The sequence below is a fragment of the Flavobacterium sp. AK-345 genome (assembly GCF_058310175.1).
The window spans coordinates 116,223-134,401 of record NZ_JBZEER010000001.1; the positions used below are offsets into that span (position 1 = coordinate 116,223).

At 33.3% G+C, this 18,179-nt stretch carries 13 protein-coding genes; 9 read left to right on the forward strand and 4 right to left on the reverse strand.

The window, feature by feature from the left end:
• Nucleotides 1–4: 4 nt before the first annotated feature.
• Complete coding sequence (locus AC4FQ3_RS00525) at nucleotides 5–583, reverse strand: pentapeptide repeat-containing protein (protein ID WP_491180456.1); 579 nt, start codon at nucleotides 581–583, stop codon at nucleotides 5–7.
• Nucleotides 584–777: 194 nt separating this feature from the next.
• On the opposite strand from AC4FQ3_RS00525, the gene AC4FQ3_RS00530 reads away from it, so the two are divergent.
• The 5 genes from AC4FQ3_RS00530 to AC4FQ3_RS00550 all read left to right on the forward strand — a co-directional run bounded on the left by AC4FQ3_RS00530 (nucleotide 778) and on the right by AC4FQ3_RS00550 (nucleotide 6,206).
• The gene (locus tag AC4FQ3_RS00530; RefSeq protein WP_491180457.1) at nucleotides 778–2,049 is read left to right on the forward strand and encodes a BamA/TamA family outer membrane protein; all 1,272 of its coding nucleotides are present in this window, start codon (nucleotides 778–780) and stop codon (nucleotides 2,047–2,049) included.
• Between the two features lie 274 nt (nucleotides 2,050–2,323).
• A complete protein-coding gene (locus tag AC4FQ3_RS00535; protein ID WP_491180458.1) occupies nucleotides 2,324–2,998 on the forward strand; it encodes a response regulator transcription factor in 675 nt (224 codons plus the stop codon).
• A 2-nt stretch (nucleotides 2,999–3,000) separates the two neighbouring features.
• Nucleotides 3,001–4,413 (forward strand): HAMP domain-containing sensor histidine kinase, encoded by a 1,413-nt coding sequence (locus AC4FQ3_RS00540; protein ID WP_491180459.1) that lies wholly within the window; start codon nucleotides 3,001–3,003, stop codon nucleotides 4,411–4,413.
• 77 nt (nucleotides 4,414–4,490) lie between these two features.
• Nucleotides 4,491–5,213, forward strand: a complete 723-nt coding sequence (locus AC4FQ3_RS00545) for an adenine nucleotide alpha hydrolase family protein (RefSeq protein ID WP_491180460.1) — start codon at nucleotides 4,491–4,493, stop codon at nucleotides 5,211–5,213.
• Between the two features lie 45 nt (nucleotides 5,214–5,258).
• Nucleotides 5,259–6,206, forward strand: a complete 948-nt coding sequence (locus tag AC4FQ3_RS00550; RefSeq protein ID WP_042564414.1) for a bestrophin family protein — start codon at nucleotides 5,259–5,261, stop codon at nucleotides 6,204–6,206.
• A gap of 338 nt (nucleotides 6,207–6,544) precedes the next feature.
• Here AC4FQ3_RS00550 and AC4FQ3_RS00555 read toward each other — a convergent pair whose 3' ends face one another.
• On the reverse strand, nucleotides 6,545–7,963 hold the full coding sequence (locus AC4FQ3_RS00555; RefSeq protein WP_491180461.1) for an aminotransferase-like domain-containing protein: 1,419 nt from the start codon (nucleotides 7,961–7,963) through the stop codon (nucleotides 6,545–6,547).
• Between the two features lie 104 nt (nucleotides 7,964–8,067).
• On the opposite strand from AC4FQ3_RS00555, the gene AC4FQ3_RS00560 reads away from it, so the two are divergent.
• A complete protein-coding gene (locus tag AC4FQ3_RS00560) occupies nucleotides 8,068–8,982 on the forward strand; it encodes an EamA family transporter (RefSeq protein WP_491180462.1) in 915 nt (304 codons plus the stop codon).
• A 404-nt stretch (nucleotides 8,983–9,386) separates the two neighbouring features.
• Nucleotides 9,387–11,645: an acyl-CoA dehydrogenase family protein gene (locus AC4FQ3_RS00565; RefSeq protein WP_491180463.1), complete on the forward strand. Its 2,259-nt coding sequence runs from the start codon at nucleotides 9,387–9,389 to the stop codon at nucleotides 11,643–11,645.
• A gap of 538 nt (nucleotides 11,646–12,183) precedes the next feature.
• On the opposite strand, the gene AC4FQ3_RS00570 is transcribed toward AC4FQ3_RS00565, so the two are convergent.
• Nucleotides 12,184–12,930 (reverse strand): NUDIX hydrolase, encoded by a 747-nt coding sequence (locus AC4FQ3_RS00570; RefSeq protein WP_463461450.1) that lies wholly within the window; start codon nucleotides 12,928–12,930, stop codon nucleotides 12,184–12,186.
• Nucleotides 12,931–13,235: 305 nt separating this feature from the next.
• Here AC4FQ3_RS00570 and AC4FQ3_RS00575 point away from each other — a divergent pair, with 305 nt between their 5' ends.
• Nucleotides 13,236–15,686, forward strand: a complete 2,451-nt coding sequence (locus AC4FQ3_RS00575; RefSeq protein ID WP_491180464.1) for a beta-glucosidase — start codon at nucleotides 13,236–13,238, stop codon at nucleotides 15,684–15,686.
• 153 nt (nucleotides 15,687–15,839) lie between these two features.
• On the opposite strand, the gene AC4FQ3_RS00580 is transcribed toward AC4FQ3_RS00575, so the two are convergent.
• A complete protein-coding gene (locus AC4FQ3_RS00580; protein WP_491180465.1) occupies nucleotides 15,840–16,184 on the reverse strand; it encodes a 5-carboxymethyl-2-hydroxymuconate Delta-isomerase in 345 nt (114 codons plus the stop codon).
• A 202-nt stretch (nucleotides 16,185–16,386) separates the two neighbouring features.
• On the opposite strand from AC4FQ3_RS00580, the gene susR reads away from it, so the two are divergent.
• On the forward strand, nucleotides 16,387–18,030 hold the full coding sequence (gene susR / locus AC4FQ3_RS00585) for a SusR family glycan utilization regulator (protein WP_491180466.1): 1,644 nt from the start codon (nucleotides 16,387–16,389) through the stop codon (nucleotides 18,028–18,030).
• Nucleotides 18,031–18,179: the final 149 nt, after the last annotated feature.

The window sequence follows — 18,179 nt, forward strand, 5'->3', positions numbered from 1 at the left end:
AATCTTAACTCACCACAACATCATGTTTAAACAGCAATCCTTTCACGTCTTTCAAAGAAAAAACAGCTTTCTTCAATTTAGTTTTTGAAGGATCAATAGTGTAATTAAAACTCGTTTTAAAATCGGCTTTGTTGGCGATGGCTTTATCGAATTCTGATCGGTATAAATCACAATTCTCGAACAAAACACTTGTAAGATCCGTTGCCATAAAATCGACGGCGATTAAACTGCAATTGGTAAACGTTGTTCCCTTAATTTTTAAAGTATAAAACTTCGAAAAATCCAGAATGCAATCATAAAAATGAACTTCGAAAATAAGTTTATCACACATCGCAAAATTCACTTCCTTAATTTCACAGCGATTAAAAGTGGCTGTTCTAAAAGCTACATAATTAATTTTGGCTTCATTAAAAACACATTCATTAAAAACACAGTCAATAAAAGTAACTGCGAGAAAAGTACAGGCAGAAAAATTACAATTATTAAAAATACAGCATTCAAAATCCTTAAAATTAAGATCGTCTCTACCATAAGTAATGGTATTATATTCTTTATCAAGGAAATATTCTGATTCTTTTTTCAATGCTGGCTTGCTGATTATTTTAAAGCGAAATTATAATAATTAAATCAGATAATCGATCTCTTTTAATACTTCTCTTCTATAATGTTAACTTAAAACATCGATTTAATTTGTAAGTATATTGGTGTAAGATATTGAAAATAAGACTTATATTTACAGTAAGGTTAATTATTATTCCAAAAAATTAAAGCTTTCAAATGGTAAAATTTTTAAAAAATAATCTCTTTCAGAAAAAATATAAAATCTTCGGATTGTTATTTTTCATTTCTTTTACCTTATTTGCTCAAAACGATTCCATTAGTAAAGAACTTTGCCCGCCAAAAACAATATTAGAAATCTTTAAAAAAAGAGATTCGGTATATGTTGTTAAACCCGTAAAAAACAGTTTCTTTTTAATTATTCCGGCAATCGGTACGCAACCTGCAACAGGCTTTTTTTTTGGTGGTGTGGCTCAGTATACTTTCAAAGGAAAACAAAAAGCAGATAAATATTCAATAGCGAATCTCGGTATCACCTATACCGTTAAAAATCAATGGCTTATAAATGTCAAGAATAATATTTTATTAAAAAATAACCGAATTTTTTTAAGCGGAGATTATCGAATATATCTTTTTTCACAGCCCAATTACGGATTAGGAACAAATATTATTCCGCGAAAGCGTAATCATACTCCAGGATTCAGTCTTGATTCTCTGGCACAGCCAATGGATTATAATTATTTTAAGTTTCATCAGACTGCCTCATTCGAAGTAAAGAAGAATTTTTACGTTGGAGGAGGCATCAATATCGATTGGTATTCTAAAATTTTAGATAAAGAATTAGATATTGCAAACGAGAAATTTACGTATCACTACAATTATAACCAAAAGTATGGTTTTGATAGCTCAGAATATTTTTTGACTGGCGTGAGTTTAAATTTGGTATATGATTCAAGAGATAATCAGGTTAATTCAACTCGTGGCTGGTTTGCTAATATTAATTATCAGTTTAATCCAGTGTTTTTTGATAACCAGCGATATAGTAATGTTTTGTATACCGAATACCGTAATTTTATTCCGCTTTCGCAGAAAAACGAACGCTATATTTTGGCCATTTGGACTTACGGACAATTTGTAACCAGAGGAAAATTGCCTTATTTAAATTTACCTGCAATTGGCTGGGATCAGCGCAGCAGAAGTGGAGAAGGCTATACGCAGGGATTGTTTAGAGGAACAAATTTAGTTTATCTTGCCACAGAATTTAGATTTCCAATAACCTGCAATCAAATGTTTAGCGGAACTGTATTTACCAACTTCGTAACTACAAGTAATCCGGATACCAATACAAAACTCTTTAGCTCAATTCAACCTGCAGCTGGTATTGGATTACGAATTTTAATTGATAAAAGCACCAGAACAAATCTAATTGTAGATTACGCCTGGGGAAACCAGTCAAAAGGCTTTTATCTGAATGCGGGAGAAACATTTTAAAAAAGATTATTTCAAAACCATTCAGTTTGACTATGTGTGAGAAACTAGTTTCTTTTACTAATTATAAGCAAAGGAAAATCTATGTTTCTATGTGTTTAATTAAATTTATTAAAGTCGGGAAACAAGATTACTCATTGATTTTACTAACTTTAATAATGAGAAGTTCATTTTTATGACCTGAAAACTGATTTCTTCACAATAAATTCATAATTCTAAATTATTGTGATTTATATTTTAAACTCAATTGCTATTTTTGTTAATAATACCTCTATCAATGAAACTACTTATAGTCGAAGACGAACCAAATCTACTCTCCATTTTACGCAAAGGTTTCGCTGAAAACAACAATGATGTCAGCGTGGCTCTTGATGGTAAAACGGCTTTAGAAATGATTCAAAACTATACTTTTGATGTGGTAATTTTAGATGTAATGTTACCTGACATTAACGGAATTGAAATTTGCAGAAGATTGCGTGCAGACAAGAATTTTGTACCTGTTTTGCTTTTAACAGCCCTTGGAACTTCAGAAAATATTGTAACCGGACTCAATGCCGGAGCCGATGATTATTTAGTAAAACCCTTTAAGTTTGGCGAACTCGATGCAAGGGTAAACGCCTTAAACCGTAGGGCCAATCAGGAAACTGAAAAAGTAGATACCATAATAATTGGCGATTTAGAAATAAACAGTCAGGCAAAAACGGTAAAACGCGAAGGAGAACCAATTGTTTTAACCGCCAAAGAGTTTAAACTACTGTATTATTTAGCCAAAAATACAGGCAGAATTGTATCCAGAGACCAGATTTTAGACAATGTCTGGGACATTAATTTTGATATGAACACCAATGTTGTGGATGTTTATATCAATTATTTAAGAAAAAAAATAGACAAACCTTTTACAACCAAACTTATTCATACCATGAAAGGTTTAGGTTACGTTATACAAGAATAAAAATGGATATAAGAAAAAAAATTACTTTTACTTATGTTGCACTTTCTACATTTAGTACACTGTTACTGTGTGTTGTAGTTTTTGTGTTATTTCGTGAAAACAACAGATATCATTTTTTAAAAAGATTAGAAGACAGGGCAAAAATCGTAGCTTCAATTCATTTTCAGGACGATCCCGAAAAAATAAAATACTACAGTAATCTTAAAAAAAACGGACTGGAAGAACTTATTGAAGAAGAAGAATATGTTCTTAAAATTAACAGCGCCAATAGTTTTGATTATAATACAAAATTAAATTTACCCAATTCATTTTATTCTACTATTCTCGAAACTGGAAAAGACTATTTTGAAATAAACAGTAAGTATTATTTAGGTCAGGTTTTCACCGAAAACAATCAGAGATATATTGTAATAGTGGGCGCCAGAGACCGACGCGGAAAAACTACAACTGTTTACATTATAAAAATATTGGTTTTTGGCGGTTTTGCTTTTATAATTCTAGCCTTCTTTTTAGGGCGTCTTCTGGCCAAACGCGTGATTAATCCTGTGGCGAGAATTACAAGAGAGGTAAATAGAATTAGTGCTTCAAATTTGCATAACAGGCTGCCTGAAGTGAAGAACTCTGATGAAATTTCAGATCTTACCCATACTTTTAATGATATGCTGGACAGATTGGAAACTTCTTTCGAAATTCAGGCAAACTTCATTAATAATGCTTCTCACGAATTAAAAACGCCAATTACAACAATTATTGCCGAGTCTGAAATTATGCTTTTGAAAGAAAGAGAAGTTTCAGAATATATCGAATCATTACAAAATATTTACAGCCAGGCTTCAAGATTAGGAAATCTAACCGAAAGTTTATTAAAACTTACTCAAACAGGTTACGATGGCAAAAAACAGGTTTTGGATATCGCCAGAATCGATGAACTGTTAATGGATGTAAAATCAGATTTGGATAAAATTTATCCGGATAACCGTGTGAGTATCAAACTGAATTTTGTTCCAACAGATTCTAATTTACTTTTAATTCCGTGCAATAAACCGCTTTTAGAACTGGCAATCAATAATATTATTACAAACGGTGTAAAATATTCCGATAATAATGAAGTTTTTGTTACACTTTCGGCTAATAATGAATGGATTAAAATTTCGATTAACGATATCGGAATCGGAATTCCGCCAGAAGATATTCCGCACTTATACGAACCTTTCTTTAGAGGAAAAATTGCTGCCAAATATATTGGCTACGGTTTAGGACTTCCTTTGGCATCCAAAATTATCCGAATGCACGATGGCGAAATTCAGGTACAATCCGAACAAAACAAAGGGACAATCGTAACCATTACTTTTAAGAAAAATATCAAAAAAAACATCAAGAAAACCAACATTAAAAATTCTAATGTTGAATCTTAGGAAATTCTAATTTTAGATTAAGACCCTTCTAATCTGCACGATGTTATTTTGTATGTATAAACTAAACGATTATACATATGAAAAATTTCCTTATACCTACCACATTAGAACAAGACACTATCAGCGCTGTAAAATCAGCAGTTAATCAGGCAAAAAACACCAATTGTGAGATTATATTAATGATGGTTTCTGATACTCCGGATACTTTTTCATCTTCACAATTTTTACGTGAAATGAAAACAAGCCTAACCACAAGCCAGGAAGAAGTTCTTGAAACGTGCCGTTACATTATCTCACACACAGATAATTGCAAAATAAAAGTGCACAACCAATACGGACTTTCGGCACCTATTTTTAAAGGAATTATCGATGCTTTTGATATAAAACTGGTTATTCTGACACATTCTTATAAGCAAGAAACAAAACGTATTCATCAATATGCAGTAAAATTAGCAGGGAATCAAAAATGCCCAATTTTACATTTAGGAGCAGAATCCCTTAAAAATGATTTCAATAAAGCACTTTACATCGAAAATGCAAAAGCAAACATGCATGTAAAAGATGTTCAGCAGTTTTTAAGCAAAAATTTCTCTTATGAAATTGTAAGCCAAACGGCCAATTTTGATGATAACTACGAACAATTTGCGCCTTATTTGTCTGAAGCCATTTCAAAATACGATATAGATTTACTGGTAGAAACCCGTAAAGGCGAAAAAATCAAATTCAAAAAAACGAAAAAAGAAAGTAGCACAGATAAATTAGGGCTTCCTGTTTTATCGCTATACGAAGAGCTAGCTTAATAGCAGCTTTTTCAATAAAATAAGTTTAATTTAAAACTAAAAAATATGTTATTAAAGAAAAGAATTCCAATGAGGTACGTTCTCGGAAAAATTAAAGTGGAATTAGGTCTTGTAGTGGCTTATACCATATTATTTGAAGTTTTTCACCACTATTTCATCAATATTTCTGTAGATATTCCGATCGCAATACCAACGATGGTTGGTACAATTATATCCTTATTATTGGCCTTCAAATCAAATCAGGCGTATGACAGATGGTGGGAAGCAAGAATTATCTGGGGATCAATCGTAAATGAATCCAGAACATTGATTAGACAAGTATTAACGTTTTATAAAGACCCTGATTTTTCTGTTGAAGCCAACGATTTCAAGGAAAATTTTACTAAAAGACAAATAGCCTGGTGTTATAGTTTAGGACAGGCTTTGCGAAATAAAGATGCCATAAAGCCCATCAAAAATTTGATAAGTGAAGAAGAGTTAAGTTTTGTAAAAAATCATCAAAACGTTCCAAACGCGATCTTGTTACTGCATGCCAGAGATTTAAGAAATGCCAGAAAAGATAAGCGTTTCAACACTTATCAGCAAGTAGAAATTGACAATACACTAACAAGATTATGTGACGCGATGGGTAAATGTGAAAGAATTAAAAACACGATTTTCCCAACCACATATAGTATGTATATCAGAATGACATTGTGTTTGTTTATTATTTTATTGCCTTTCGGATTAATTGATTTATTAAGCTGGTTCGCAATACCATTAATTACAATTATTGCAGGAACTTTCTTTTTGATCGAAAAAATGGCAATTCACTTGCAGGATCCTTTCGAAAACAGACCAACAGATACGCCAGTAACGGCCATTTCTCAGGCAATTGAAAAGAATTTAATGCAAATGCTAAATGAGTTTCAGGTTGAGTTTGATATCATTAAAGAATTTGATCTTAAACCAGAACCTGCAAAACTTACCGGAAACGAGTACTTTGTTCTTTAATTATATTAGTCTATTTAATTGTAAACCAGACAACGCTTTTGTGTTGTCTGGTTTTTTTATTTTTAGAATTGGAATTTGGAATTTAATATTTGAAGTTTAATTTGGATTTGGAATTTCAAAATTGGAATTTAAATTTTTAGGAGCTAATCCCGCTATCCGTTTCAATCTTTTATTTTTTTAAAGAAAAAAAATAAAAGGATTTCCACTACTATCGGGGCTAGGGCACTCGTTTTCATAAGAAATATTCTTGTTGAGTTTCGAAATGACAAACTCAACACACATCAAACCCGACAGGTTTTTAAAACCTGTCGGGTTTATCTCTATTAGCAAAAAAAGTTTTAAGTTTTAAGCAATTTCCCCAAAGTCTGTATAGAGTGTCGCAATTCATTTGTCCACGGCAAACCAAAACTCAAACGCATACAATTCGAAAACTGATCCTGAAAAGAGAAAATTCTTCCCGGTGCAAAACTGATATTATGTTTCATGGCCAAATGATAAAAAGCCGCCGTATCGATGCTTTTATCCAATTCAATCCAAAGAAAAAAACCGCCCTGAGGCTGACTCACTTTTGTCCCTTCCGGAAAAGATTCCAGAACCGTATTAATATAATTATTGCAATTTTGATGTAAAATTTGGCGTATTTTACGAAGGTGATTTTCATAACGTCCGTTTTTCAAAAAATCGCCCACAACTTCGTGCGTAATAGTAGGCGAAGAGAGCGTATGATAAATTTTATTTCGCAGAATCTGCTTTTTGAATTTCCCCGGCGAAACCCAGCCCACACGATAACCCGGCGCCAAAGTTTTAGAAACCGAACTACAGCAAAGCACAATCCCGCTTTCATCATAGGTTTTGCAATTCGTTGGTCGGCTGGAGCCAAAGTACAAATCGCCGTGAATATCATCTTCAATCAACGGAATATCATAGAATTCCATTAGCTTAACCACTTCTTTTTTATGTTCAATAGGCATCATACTACCAGACGGATTGCTAAAATTACTCATCAGCAAACAAAGCTTTACTTTTTTTGTAGCAAGTGCCTTTTTTAAAGCATCCAGTTCAATCCCAGTTGTCATGTTTGTAGGCAATTCCATAATATACAAACCGAGTGATTTAGCCAATTGCAAAATCCCGAAATAGGCAGGACTTTCTGTAATAATAGTATCGCCGGGTTTTGTTAAAGTCATTAAACAATGCGATATGGCACTTGTACAGCCTGGCATTGTAATAATATCATTTTCTGTCAGCGAGCCTCCCCACGTAAATGACCAGCGCGCAATTTCCCTTCTCAAATTTAGATTTCCCTGTACTTCCTCATAACTCGTCCCGCTATTTGCGAGCTGACGCGTAGCCTGAATAATTCCCTTGTTCAATTTCGCAATTGGTAAAAGCTCATTCGACGGAAAACCCAAAGAAAGCATCGTAATACTTTTATCTGTCATATTGCGGTAAACCTGATCTATTAAGTCCTCGCGATCAATGTTCAGGCATTTCAAAACCGGACTGCTCGGTGAAGGTTCCGTAATAATTCTCGCAGATGTATTACTCACATAATAACCGGATTGTGGTCTGGACTCAATCAAAGATCGGCTCTCAACTTCATAATACGCCTTGCTTACCGTACTCATGCTGTAACCGGTTTCGGCTACTACTTCACGAATCGAAGGCAGTTTATCGCCAACACATAAAACCCCCGATTTTATTTGCTTTTCAATTCGGTCGGCAAACTGCAGATACAAGTAATTAGAATTTCTCATAAAAAAAACTGTTATGGTGCAATTTACAAAAACTGTATCTGTATTGCTTATTTATTTTTAAGAAATTTGTTTCATCACAAAATCAAACCAAAAAACAATAATCCGTGAAAACAACAAAATACTACATCGCAGCCATAACGGCGTACACCATTTGGGGATTTTTTAGCCTTGTGCTAAAACCAATTCACGAATATGCCTCTTTGGATATTCTGTTCTTTCGTGTTTTTAGCTGTAGTATTTTAATGTTATTGATTTCTTTTGCTTTCAAACGAAAAAAAGTAAAAGAAACAATCGAAACCTTCAAAGCATTACCAAAATCAGAAAAACGAAAAGCACTTTTATTAAACATTGGCGGAAGCGTTTTCCTGATGTTAAACTGGTTCACATTCATTTATGTAATGAATCACGTTAGCGTAAAAGCAACATCATTAGCCTATTTGGTTTGTCCAATTTTAACCACTTTATTGGCGTATTTTCTGTTGCACGAAAAACTAAGCAAAACCCAATGGATTTCTGTCGGATTAAGTATTTCAGGTTGTTTATTATTGTCTTATGCTGATATTATGGATATGTTTTTCAGTATCATAATAGGTTTTACATACGCTTGTTATTTAGTAAGTCAGCGTGTCAATAAAGGTTTTGATAAGTTTATTATTTTAACCTTTCATATCACATTGGCAGCCTTGATTTTATTGCCTTTTTATCCGGCATACAGCGGTCCGGTTCCAACAGAATTTAAGTTTTATTTCTGTATTGAAACCATTGCCATTTTGTTTACGATTTTCCCGTTGTTCCTGAATTTATATGCGCTTTCCGGCATTAATTCATCAACAGTTGGCATGTTGTTAAACATAAACCCAATGATCGCTTTTGGGTTAGCCACTTTTGTCTATCATGAAAACATAACCATTTTACAAATAACAGCTTACAGTATTATTTTTATAGCCGTTTTAGTGTTTAACTCGCATCATCTTTTTGCACTAAAACAAAGATATACACCAGCTTCAAAAAACGCTTAAACTTTTTGCCACAACTTTCACGAACCTGAAAACTCCAAATTGACATAGTCAAATTCCATAAAATGAATTTGATGAACATTCGTGAAGCTGTGGCTAATTTTTTAAATTAAATTGAGAAGAAATTTAAGGTCAATAAATTTTTCCGCCACGAATTCACGAATTTAGTTTATAATAATTCGTGAATTCGTGGCGATTATTTTTGAAGATGTAATTCATAAAATTACCAGAATCTTAACAGGATATTTAAACAGGAATGAGTATTTTTCATTTCTGTTTTTTTATGCGATAATGCGTGAAAAAAGTTGCCACGAATTACACAAATATTCACGAATTAAAATTTAAAAAAATTAGCGAAAATTAGTGTAATTCGTGGCAAAAAAACAAAATAACCAGATTCAAATTTTATGAAAAATACCAAATTGCAAGCCTTCATTCCGTTATTTTATTTAGTGTGGTCAGACGATCTTTTAACACAAAAAGAGTTTGCCACCATTCAAACATTTATAAATGATTTAACATGGCTTTCGCCGGAAGAAAAACAACAGCTTCTTTCTAAAGTTGATATTTCAAATCCGCCTACGCGAAATGAACTCACACAATGGAAATTGGATATTGAAAAAAGTATAAAAGATAAATCATCCATAAAATCGGTTTTTGATATTGCCGAAGCACTTTCAGAAAAAGACATAGATATTTCGAATTTAAGACCGGAATTTTTAAAACTCGAAAATGATTTAGGAGTTTTAGGCGAAGAAGTAATTCAGAACTTTAAAACCAAAGAAGGATCATTTACAGCCAATTCTCAGACTACGAATAATTTTGATATTCAAAAAATAACAGCCCTTTTAGACGGAAAAGAAGCTGCGATTATAAAAAAGGTAAAATCAGTAATTTCAAGACCTGAATTTGCGTATGAAACTTCAACAGATATCAATGTTTATCGTCAAACCGTTTACAACTGGTGTAAAATTTTAGCCGAAGAAAATCTCGGAAATATGGCATATCCAAAGCGATATGGAGGAGGAGAAAACATAGCAGATTATTTTGCGATCATGGAAACTTTAAGTTATCATGATTTAAGTTTGGTAATTAAATTCGGCGTTCAGTTTGGATTGTGGGGAATGAGTGTACAATCTTTAGGAACTGAAAAACATTATGCTAAATATTTAAAGGATATTGGTTCGCTAAAAATTCCGGGCTGTTTTGCGATGACAGAGACACATCACGGCTCAAACGTAAAAGGATTAGAAACCACGGCAACGTACAATCATAACGATCAAACGTTTACGATTCATACACCGCATGAAAAAGCGCAAAAAGAATATATTGGCAACGCAGCCGTTCACGGACAAATGGCTACTGTTTTTGCTAAGTTAATTATTAACGATCACGATTATGGCGTAAATGCTTTTGTGGTTCCGTTGCGTGATACAAACGGAAATACCTTAAACGGAATTACCATTGGCGATTGTGGGCATAAAATGGGATTAAATGGTGTTGATAACGGAACAATTCGTTTCAATCAAGTTGTGATTCCAAAAGAAAATATGCTGGACAGATTTGCTTCTGTAAACGAAAAAGGAGAATTTGAAAGCCCAATTCCGAGTGATAACAGACGTTTCTTTACCATGTTAGGCACTTTGGTTGGTGGCCGAATCGGAATTCCGCGCTCAGCTTTGGCAGCAGCCAAATCCGGATTAACAATTGCAATTCGATACAGCGATCAACGCCGACAATTTGGTCCCGAAGGCGGATCTGAAGTTCCAATTTTGAATTACAGAATGCACCAACGCAGATTACTTCCGCATTTAGCGAAAACCTATGCGGTTCATTTTGCATTACAATATCTTACGAAACGTTTCCTGAATAAAACCGAAGCCGAAATGCAGGAAATTGAAGCTTTGGCAGCCGGAATGAAATCGTATTCCACCTGGAGCACCAGAGATATTTTGCAGGAATGTCGCGAAGCTATTGGAGGAAAAGGATATTTATCCGAAAACAGAATCGACGATTTAAAAAACGATACTGAAATTTACACCACTTTTGAAGGTGATAATACTGTTTTGATGCAATTGGTTGCCAAAAATCGTTTGGCTGAATTCAGAAAAGCATTTGGAGAAATGGGCTCATTGGGAATCATCAATTATGTGTATGAAAATGCAAAAGTGGCGATTTCTGAGAAAAACCCAATCGCGACCAGAAGAACAGATGATGAACATTTATTAGATTCAGAGTTTCATTTACAGGCATTTATCCATAGAGAAAAAACAATTTTAGCCTCTGCAGCCAGACGTATCAAAAAATTGGTCGATGGCGGTTTAGAGCCTTACGATGCGTTTAATGTGGTGCAGCATCAAATGATCGATGTAGCTCAGGCCTATTTGGAAAGAATTGTTTTGGAGCAATTTCAGGAAGCCATAAAAACGGTTGAAGATGAAAAATCAAAAGAAATATTGACAAAATTATACCAATTATATGCGCTTTCGCAAATAGAAAAAAACAAAGCATGGTATCTTGAAGATGGTTATATGGAAGCTGTTAAAACAAAAGCAGTTCGTAAAATAGTCAATCAGCTTTGTTGGGATATTCGACCGGATGCAGTTGCATTGGTAAATGCTTTCGATATTCCGGAAAGTTGTTTGGCAGCGCCAATTGCGGTTTAATTTTTTTTATTCCAGGCAAAAAAACAGCTTTGTCAAATATAGCCTGTGGTTTCAACCACGGGGATTCAATATTATTACGTCTCATATTGTGTTCCCGTGGTTGAAACCACGGGCTATATGTTTGGAAATAGAAATTAAATGTAGGTTACAGTCTGTCATTTCAGAAATGAATAAAATGCGCAAACTAATTTTAAACTTGAGCTTTGTCAAAGTTTAAAACTTTGACAAAGCTTTTTTTTTAGCCACGAATTTACGAATGATCATCAAAAAAAGTTCGTGAATTGGTAGCGAAAATTTACCGCAGAGAATACAAAGGTTTTTCGCAGAGTTCATTAAGATTTAAGCTGTGTTTGCGCAATCTAAGTCCGCAAAGCTTTGTGAACTTTGTGTTTTTTACTAAACTGAACATATTTAAAATACTTTGTGATCTCCGTGGTAATTTTTTTTCTTCTCCACAGGTTTCGTATTGTTAATTGATCTATGGCAATAAAACAGCTTAAAATTAAATGAACTTATATAACTTATATGGTTAAAAAAACTACCAACTTCCCTTTAAACCTTCTTTAAGGGCACTGTTGTATTTCTCCAAATCAAAACTGTACAAATCAGGAGCTTTGTGGGCGCCGCCTTTGCGTGATTCGTCTAATTTGGTTAGAATATCATAACGAAGTATTTTGCGATAGAAATTCCCGCGGTTCAATTTTTTCCCTAAAATAGCTTCATATAATTTTTGAAGTTCCGGCATCGTAAACTTATCCGAAAGAAGATTATAACCAATAGGATGATTATTTAATTGTTCACGAAGTGTCGAAAGTGCTTTATCTAAAATGGTTCTGTGATCCATCATAAACAATGGAAGATTTTCAATAGAATGCCATTGCACATTTGTAGAATATTCGTCAATAACTAAATTTACTTTTGAATGTTCAGCCAAAGCATAATATCCAATAGAAACAAAGCGCTGTTTGTTCCAAATCGTGTCATGGTAGTCTGCAAAAGCATCTTCAGAGCGATGCAGGTTTCCAAAAGTATAAAACTGCTGGAGATAAATATTTTCGGTTCCGGTTCTGTCTTTTAAAATGCGAACTGCCGCATCATCTACGTTTTCCTCTTTTTTTACATATCCTCCGGGAAGTCCCCAAAATTCCTGATCCTTCATTTTTACAGTCAAAACATGAAGCGAATTTTCATGAAAGCTAAAAATAGCACAGTCAATAGAAAGCGTCGGAATATATTTTTTAAACGCTTCTTCAGATTGTTGTTCAAGTAATTTCTTAAATTCCATTGTATTGATTTGTTTTCAAATTTACTCTTTTTGAAAATTATAAATCCGTGTAATACTGCAAAAATTCAAAAATTTCCTTTAAAATCAATCCTTTTAGCTCTTTTTTTATTCTGATAATGTTTGATTAAATGTTTATTCGACTAAGAATATATTAAGTTTTATGGTTTCCATTTGTGATAAATGAAAATTTAAGGGATTTTATTTGTTGATATGAAAAAAAGTAATTAATATTGCTTCATAATGAAGCAATGAAATTTAAAATACTACAACTTTACTATTTTCAACCACTTTCTAAATTTCCAATTATGAAAAAAACAATTATAAAAACAGCGCGATTATCACTTTTAACCGCGTTAGTACTTTCTAATTTATCATGGAACATTTTTCCAAATGATGAAACGAATCCACCGCTGCTAACGATTAAAGGATTTACATTTCAAGACTTTAACCGAAATGGAAAATTAGACATTTGGGAAGATACACGTCTTTCTAATAATCAAAGAATTGATGCGATCATCAAAGAAATGACCAATGCAGAAAAGGCAGAACTGCTTATCGGAACCGGAATGCCGGGAATAGAAGTACTTACAGGTCCTATTGGAGATTCTAAAAAAGGGTTGGTTCCGGGAGCTGCCGGCGGAACTGCTGCTTTTGAGCGTTTCGGAATTCCAGCTACAGTTGTTGCCGATGGCCCTGCAGGTTTAAGAATTCAGCCAACCAGAGATAATGATACAAAAACATATTATGCAACGGCATTTCCGGTTGGAACGGCTTTGGCTTCGACCTGGAATAAAGCACTTTTGGAAGAAGTTGGAAAAGCAATGGGTAATGAGGTAAAAGAATATGGTGTTGACGTTTTATTGGCACCGGCTTTAAACATCCACAGAAATCCTTTAAACGGAAGAAATTTCGAATATTATTCGGAAGATCCGTTGATTTCAGGAAAAACAGCCGCCGCAATTGTAAACGGAATTCAGTCGCAGGGCGTGGGAACTTCGATCAAACATTTTGCGGTTAATAATGAAGAAACCAACCGTTTAACAATTAATGCGCATGTATCTGAAAGAGCGATTAGAGAATTGTACTTAAAAGGTTTTGAAATCACGGTGAAAGAATCTCAGCCGTGGACCGTAATGTCTTCATACAACAAACTTAACGGCGAATATACTTCTGCCAGAAAAGATTTACTGACGGAAGTTTTAAGAAACGAATGGGATTTTAAGGGTATTGTAATGACGGACTGGTTTGGCGGTTTTCCGGGATTTGAAAGTATTAGAGACGGTTCAAATTCTGAAGTAGTGAAACAAATGATTGCCGGAAATGATCTTTTAATGCCTGGAATTCCAGTTCAGAAAAAGGCATTATTAGAAGCCTTAAATTCAGGAAAACTTTCTCAGGAAGTAGCAAATACAAATGCAAAAAGAATTTTAGAATATATTTTTCGTACGCCAACTTTCGCTAAATATAAATACAGCGATAAACCCAACCTGACTAAAAATGCGGAAGTAACCAGAAATGCGGCGGCAGAAGGAATGGTTTTACTTAAAAACACCAATAATGCATTGCCATTTGCTGACAAACAAAAAGAAGTTTCTGTATTTGGAGTTACTTCTTACGCCTGGATAACAGGCGGAACAGGAAGTGGAAGTGTGAACAATAAACACACCGTTTCTCTTTTAGAGGGTTTGAATGCTGCAGGTTATAAATTAGATAATGAATTAGTTGATTTGTACAAACCGTATGCTGATAAAGAAGTACTTGCTGAAAAGGAAAGAAGAGAGGAAAAAGGAGTTATGGCTTTGCCTGAAAGACTTCCTGAATTGAAATTGACTGATGATTTTATTGCTAAAAAAGCGGCAAGTTCTGAAATTGCATTGGTAACTTTAGGAAGAAACTCTGGAGAATTTAACGACAGAGTTGTCGATAATGATTTTAATTTGGCTAATGAAGAGATTGAAATGCTGAATAAAATCGCTACAGCTTTTCATGCGAAAGGAAAAAAAGTTGTGGTTATTTTAAATATTGGCGGTGTAATTGAAACAGCTTCATGGAAAGATAAAGTTGATGCTATTTTATTGGCGTGGCAGCCGGGTCAGGAGGGAGGACATTCTGTTGCAGATGTAGTTTCAGGAAAAATAAATCCATCAGGAAAATTGACGATGACTTTCCCTGTAAAATATGCTGATACACCTTCGGCAAAAAATTTCCCTGGAATTCCTGCTAATAATCCAAAAGAAGTAACTTATGAAGAAGGCGTTTATGTTGGATACCGTTATTACAATACATTCAATGTAAAACCATCTTACGAATTTGGTTTTGGAAATTCTTATACAACATTCGATTATTCAGATGTAAAATTAAGTTCACCAACTTTTAAAGATAAACTGACGGTTTCTGTTACAGTAAAAAACACAGGAAAAGTTTCCGGTAAAGAAGTAGTGCAGGTTTACCTTTCGGCTCCGGCAAAATCTATAGACAAACCAAAAGAAGAATTAAAAGCTTTTGGTAAAACCAAAGAATTAAAACCGGGCGAAAGCCAAACGCTGCAATTGACATTATCTCCAAAAGATCTGGCTTCGTTTTTAGAAAATAAAAGCGCCTGGATTGCAGAAGCCGGAACGTATAAAGTTTTGGTAGGAGCTTCATCTGAAGACATTAAAAAAACAGCTGAATTTTCAGTAGCAAAAGAAATTACAGTTGAAAAAGTAAAAAAAGCTTTTGAAGCAGATACTAAGTTTACAGAGCTTAAACCTTAATTACAAGTATATTTTTGGTTAGATAAAAATGGATTAAGGCTACAAATTCCGCTTGGATATTCAGATTTGAATAAACAAGTGGAATTATTTTTTTTATGACAAAATAACCATGAAATTAATTTGATAATATCATTGTATTGTGATTTTTAGGTTTTAAATCATGGTTTTATTAAAATAACTGGCTTTTTCAAAATCTTTGATATTGATTGAAATTACCGGAACTTCAGGAAGAATTTCATTCAATTTGGTTACAATTGCTTTTGACAATTTTGATTTTTGATCTGTATTTCGACCTTCCATAATATATCCAAAGACGTGAATAAAATCGTCTAAACTATTTCCGTTATTATAATAGCTAAATGGATTTATGCGGATCTTAATTTCAGAAGCAATAAAAAGATCCGTAGACAAAGCGGCATCAAAAACTTCCTGCATTATTTCATCAGCAGATCTCATTCGGATTACATTTTCTGAACAATCAATAATAAAATGTGGCATGTTGATATTGGTTTTAAAGTGTAGAAATTCAGTTTAAAACAAAATTAAGAAAACATTAGTTGGAATTATTTAAAAATGACTTTTTATAAAACGTTTTTATTCGATTTTTTGTTACTAAATTCAAATTTTACGACTTACTAAATAATTCATTTTTGTTTGCGCACTTTCTTATATTTGTAAGTCTCATTATATCTTAATTGGTTTGAAAAATTATCTGTTGTTTTGTTTGTTCGTTCTTTTAGGAAATCCTGTTTTTGCATCGGATAGTACAGATACTATTTTGAGAAAACTAAATGACGCTTTAAAAAACAAACAGCGATATGTGGCGCTTAAGGAAGAGCGAATTTTAAATTTCAAAAAAATCAAATCGGCAGATTTAAGCAAGGAACAGGAATACAATTACAACAAAACTTTATATACAGAATACCAAAAATTCAATTCAGATTCGGCTATTTTTTATGTAAAAAAGAACCTGAAAATTGCCGAAGAACTTCAAAACAAAGAGCTTTCAGATTTAGCCAACATTCAATTGGTTACACTTTTCTCTTCTTCGGGAAAATACCGCGAATCTGAAGCCATTTTAAAAAGCATCAACAAAAAAACATTATCAAAAACATTGCTTCCTAATTATTATGTGGCGTATCGCGAATTTTTTGAGCATTATGCCGCCAATAGTTACGATATAAAATACATCGAGCAAATACGAAAATACCGTGATTCGCTGCTAATGGTTTTAGATCCAAATACTTTAAACTATCAGATTAATAAAATTCAGCAGCGAATGTCTGAGAAAAAAATAGACATTTCGCAAAAACAATTACTGGATTTATTGAAAAATACCAAAGAAGATAATCCGCAATATGCCATGATTACTTATCTTTTAGGAAGTATTTATGAGGGAACACATCAATTAGAATTAAGAAAAAAATACTACGCACTTTCTGCCACTGCAGATATTAAAAATGCCAATAAAGACAATGCATCGCTTCAGGAACTGGCCTTGGTTTTTTATGAAGTTGGGGATGTCGATATGGCTTATAAACTCACGCAATCGGCCATTGAAGACGCGTTGTATTGCAATGTACAATTCCGAACACTTTTAATGTCAGAAGTGTATTCGATCATCAATACGGTTTATTTAGAAAAAGAAGCCAAAAGAAAAACAGAATTACAATTGTACCTTTTATGCATTAGTTTACTTTCTGTATTCTTGATTGTAGCGGTTATTTACGTTTACAAACAAATGAAAAAAGTTTCGAAAATCCGTGGAGAATTGTATGAAACAAGTCAAAAACTGGCAGAATTAAACAAAGATATTACCGAAACCAACAATCAGTTGCAGGAACGTAATTCGCAATTATCAGAATCGAATCATGTTAAGGAAGAATATATAGCGCATTTTTTCAATCTTTGTTCGGCTTACATCAATAAATTAGAAAACTATCGCATTATTCTAAACAAAAAAGCGACGGCAAAACAGTTTGATGAAATTTATAAAATGCTAAAATCAACGACTTTGGTCGATAATGAATTGGAAGAATTATATAAAAACTTCGATATTATATTTCTGAATTTATATCCCACTTTCGTGAAAGACTTTAACGAATTGCTGATTAAAGAAGAACAAATCGTTTTGAAACAAGGCGAATTGCTAAATACTGAACTTAGAATTTTTGCTTTAATCCGACTTGGAATTACAGACAGCGTAAAAATTGCTGCCTTTCTTCGTTACTCTTTAAGCACAATTTACAACTATAGAACCAGAGCTCGAAATAAAGCCGCAGTTTCGCGAAATGATTTTGAAGAAATGGTCATGAAAATAGGTTTAATTTCGCTGAAAGTGTAACTTTTTGTTTTAAAACCACTACTTTTTTTGGGCTTTAAAATTTATTAAATATTTGTAAATCAATATTTTAAATTTTTATTTCACTACTTTTTTTCGTTTAAAAATCTCATGCATACTATAACGTTTTAGCTTTACAATATTATTATAGG

Bases quoted from the DNA above. Each gene is read 5' to 3' on its own strand.
- AC4FQ3_RS00540 (WP_491180459.1), top strand. From the start codon at position 3,001: ATGGATATAAGAAAAAAAATTACTTTTACTTATGTTGCACTTTCTACA.
- AC4FQ3_RS00565 (WP_491180463.1), top strand. From the start codon at position 9,387: ATGAAAAATACCAAATTGCAAGCCTTCATTCCGTTATTTTATTTAGTG.
- AC4FQ3_RS00570 (WP_463461450.1), bottom strand. From the start codon at position 12,930: ATGGAATTTAAGAAATTACTTGAACAACAATCTGAAGAAGCGTTTAAA.
- AC4FQ3_RS00535 (WP_491180458.1), top strand. From the start codon at position 2,324: ATGAAACTACTTATAGTCGAAGACGAACCAAATCTACTCTCCATTTTA.
- AC4FQ3_RS00555 (WP_491180461.1), bottom strand. From the start codon at position 7,963: ATGAGAAATTCTAATTACTTGTATCTGCAGTTTGCCGACCGAATTGAA.
- AC4FQ3_RS00545 (WP_491180460.1), top strand. From the start codon at position 4,491: ATGAAAAATTTCCTTATACCTACCACATTAGAACAAGACACTATCAGC.
- AC4FQ3_RS00530 (WP_491180457.1), top strand. From the start codon at position 778: ATGGTAAAATTTTTAAAAAATAATCTCTTTCAGAAAAAATATAAAATC.
- AC4FQ3_RS00580 (WP_491180465.1), bottom strand. From the start codon at position 16,184: ATGCCACATTTTATTATTGATTGTTCAGAAAATGTAATCCGAATGAGA.
- AC4FQ3_RS00575 (WP_491180464.1), top strand. From the start codon at position 13,236: ATGAAAAAAACAATTATAAAAACAGCGCGATTATCACTTTTAACCGCG.
- AC4FQ3_RS00550 (WP_042564414.1), top strand. From the start codon at position 5,259: ATGTTATTAAAGAAAAGAATTCCAATGAGGTACGTTCTCGGAAAAATT.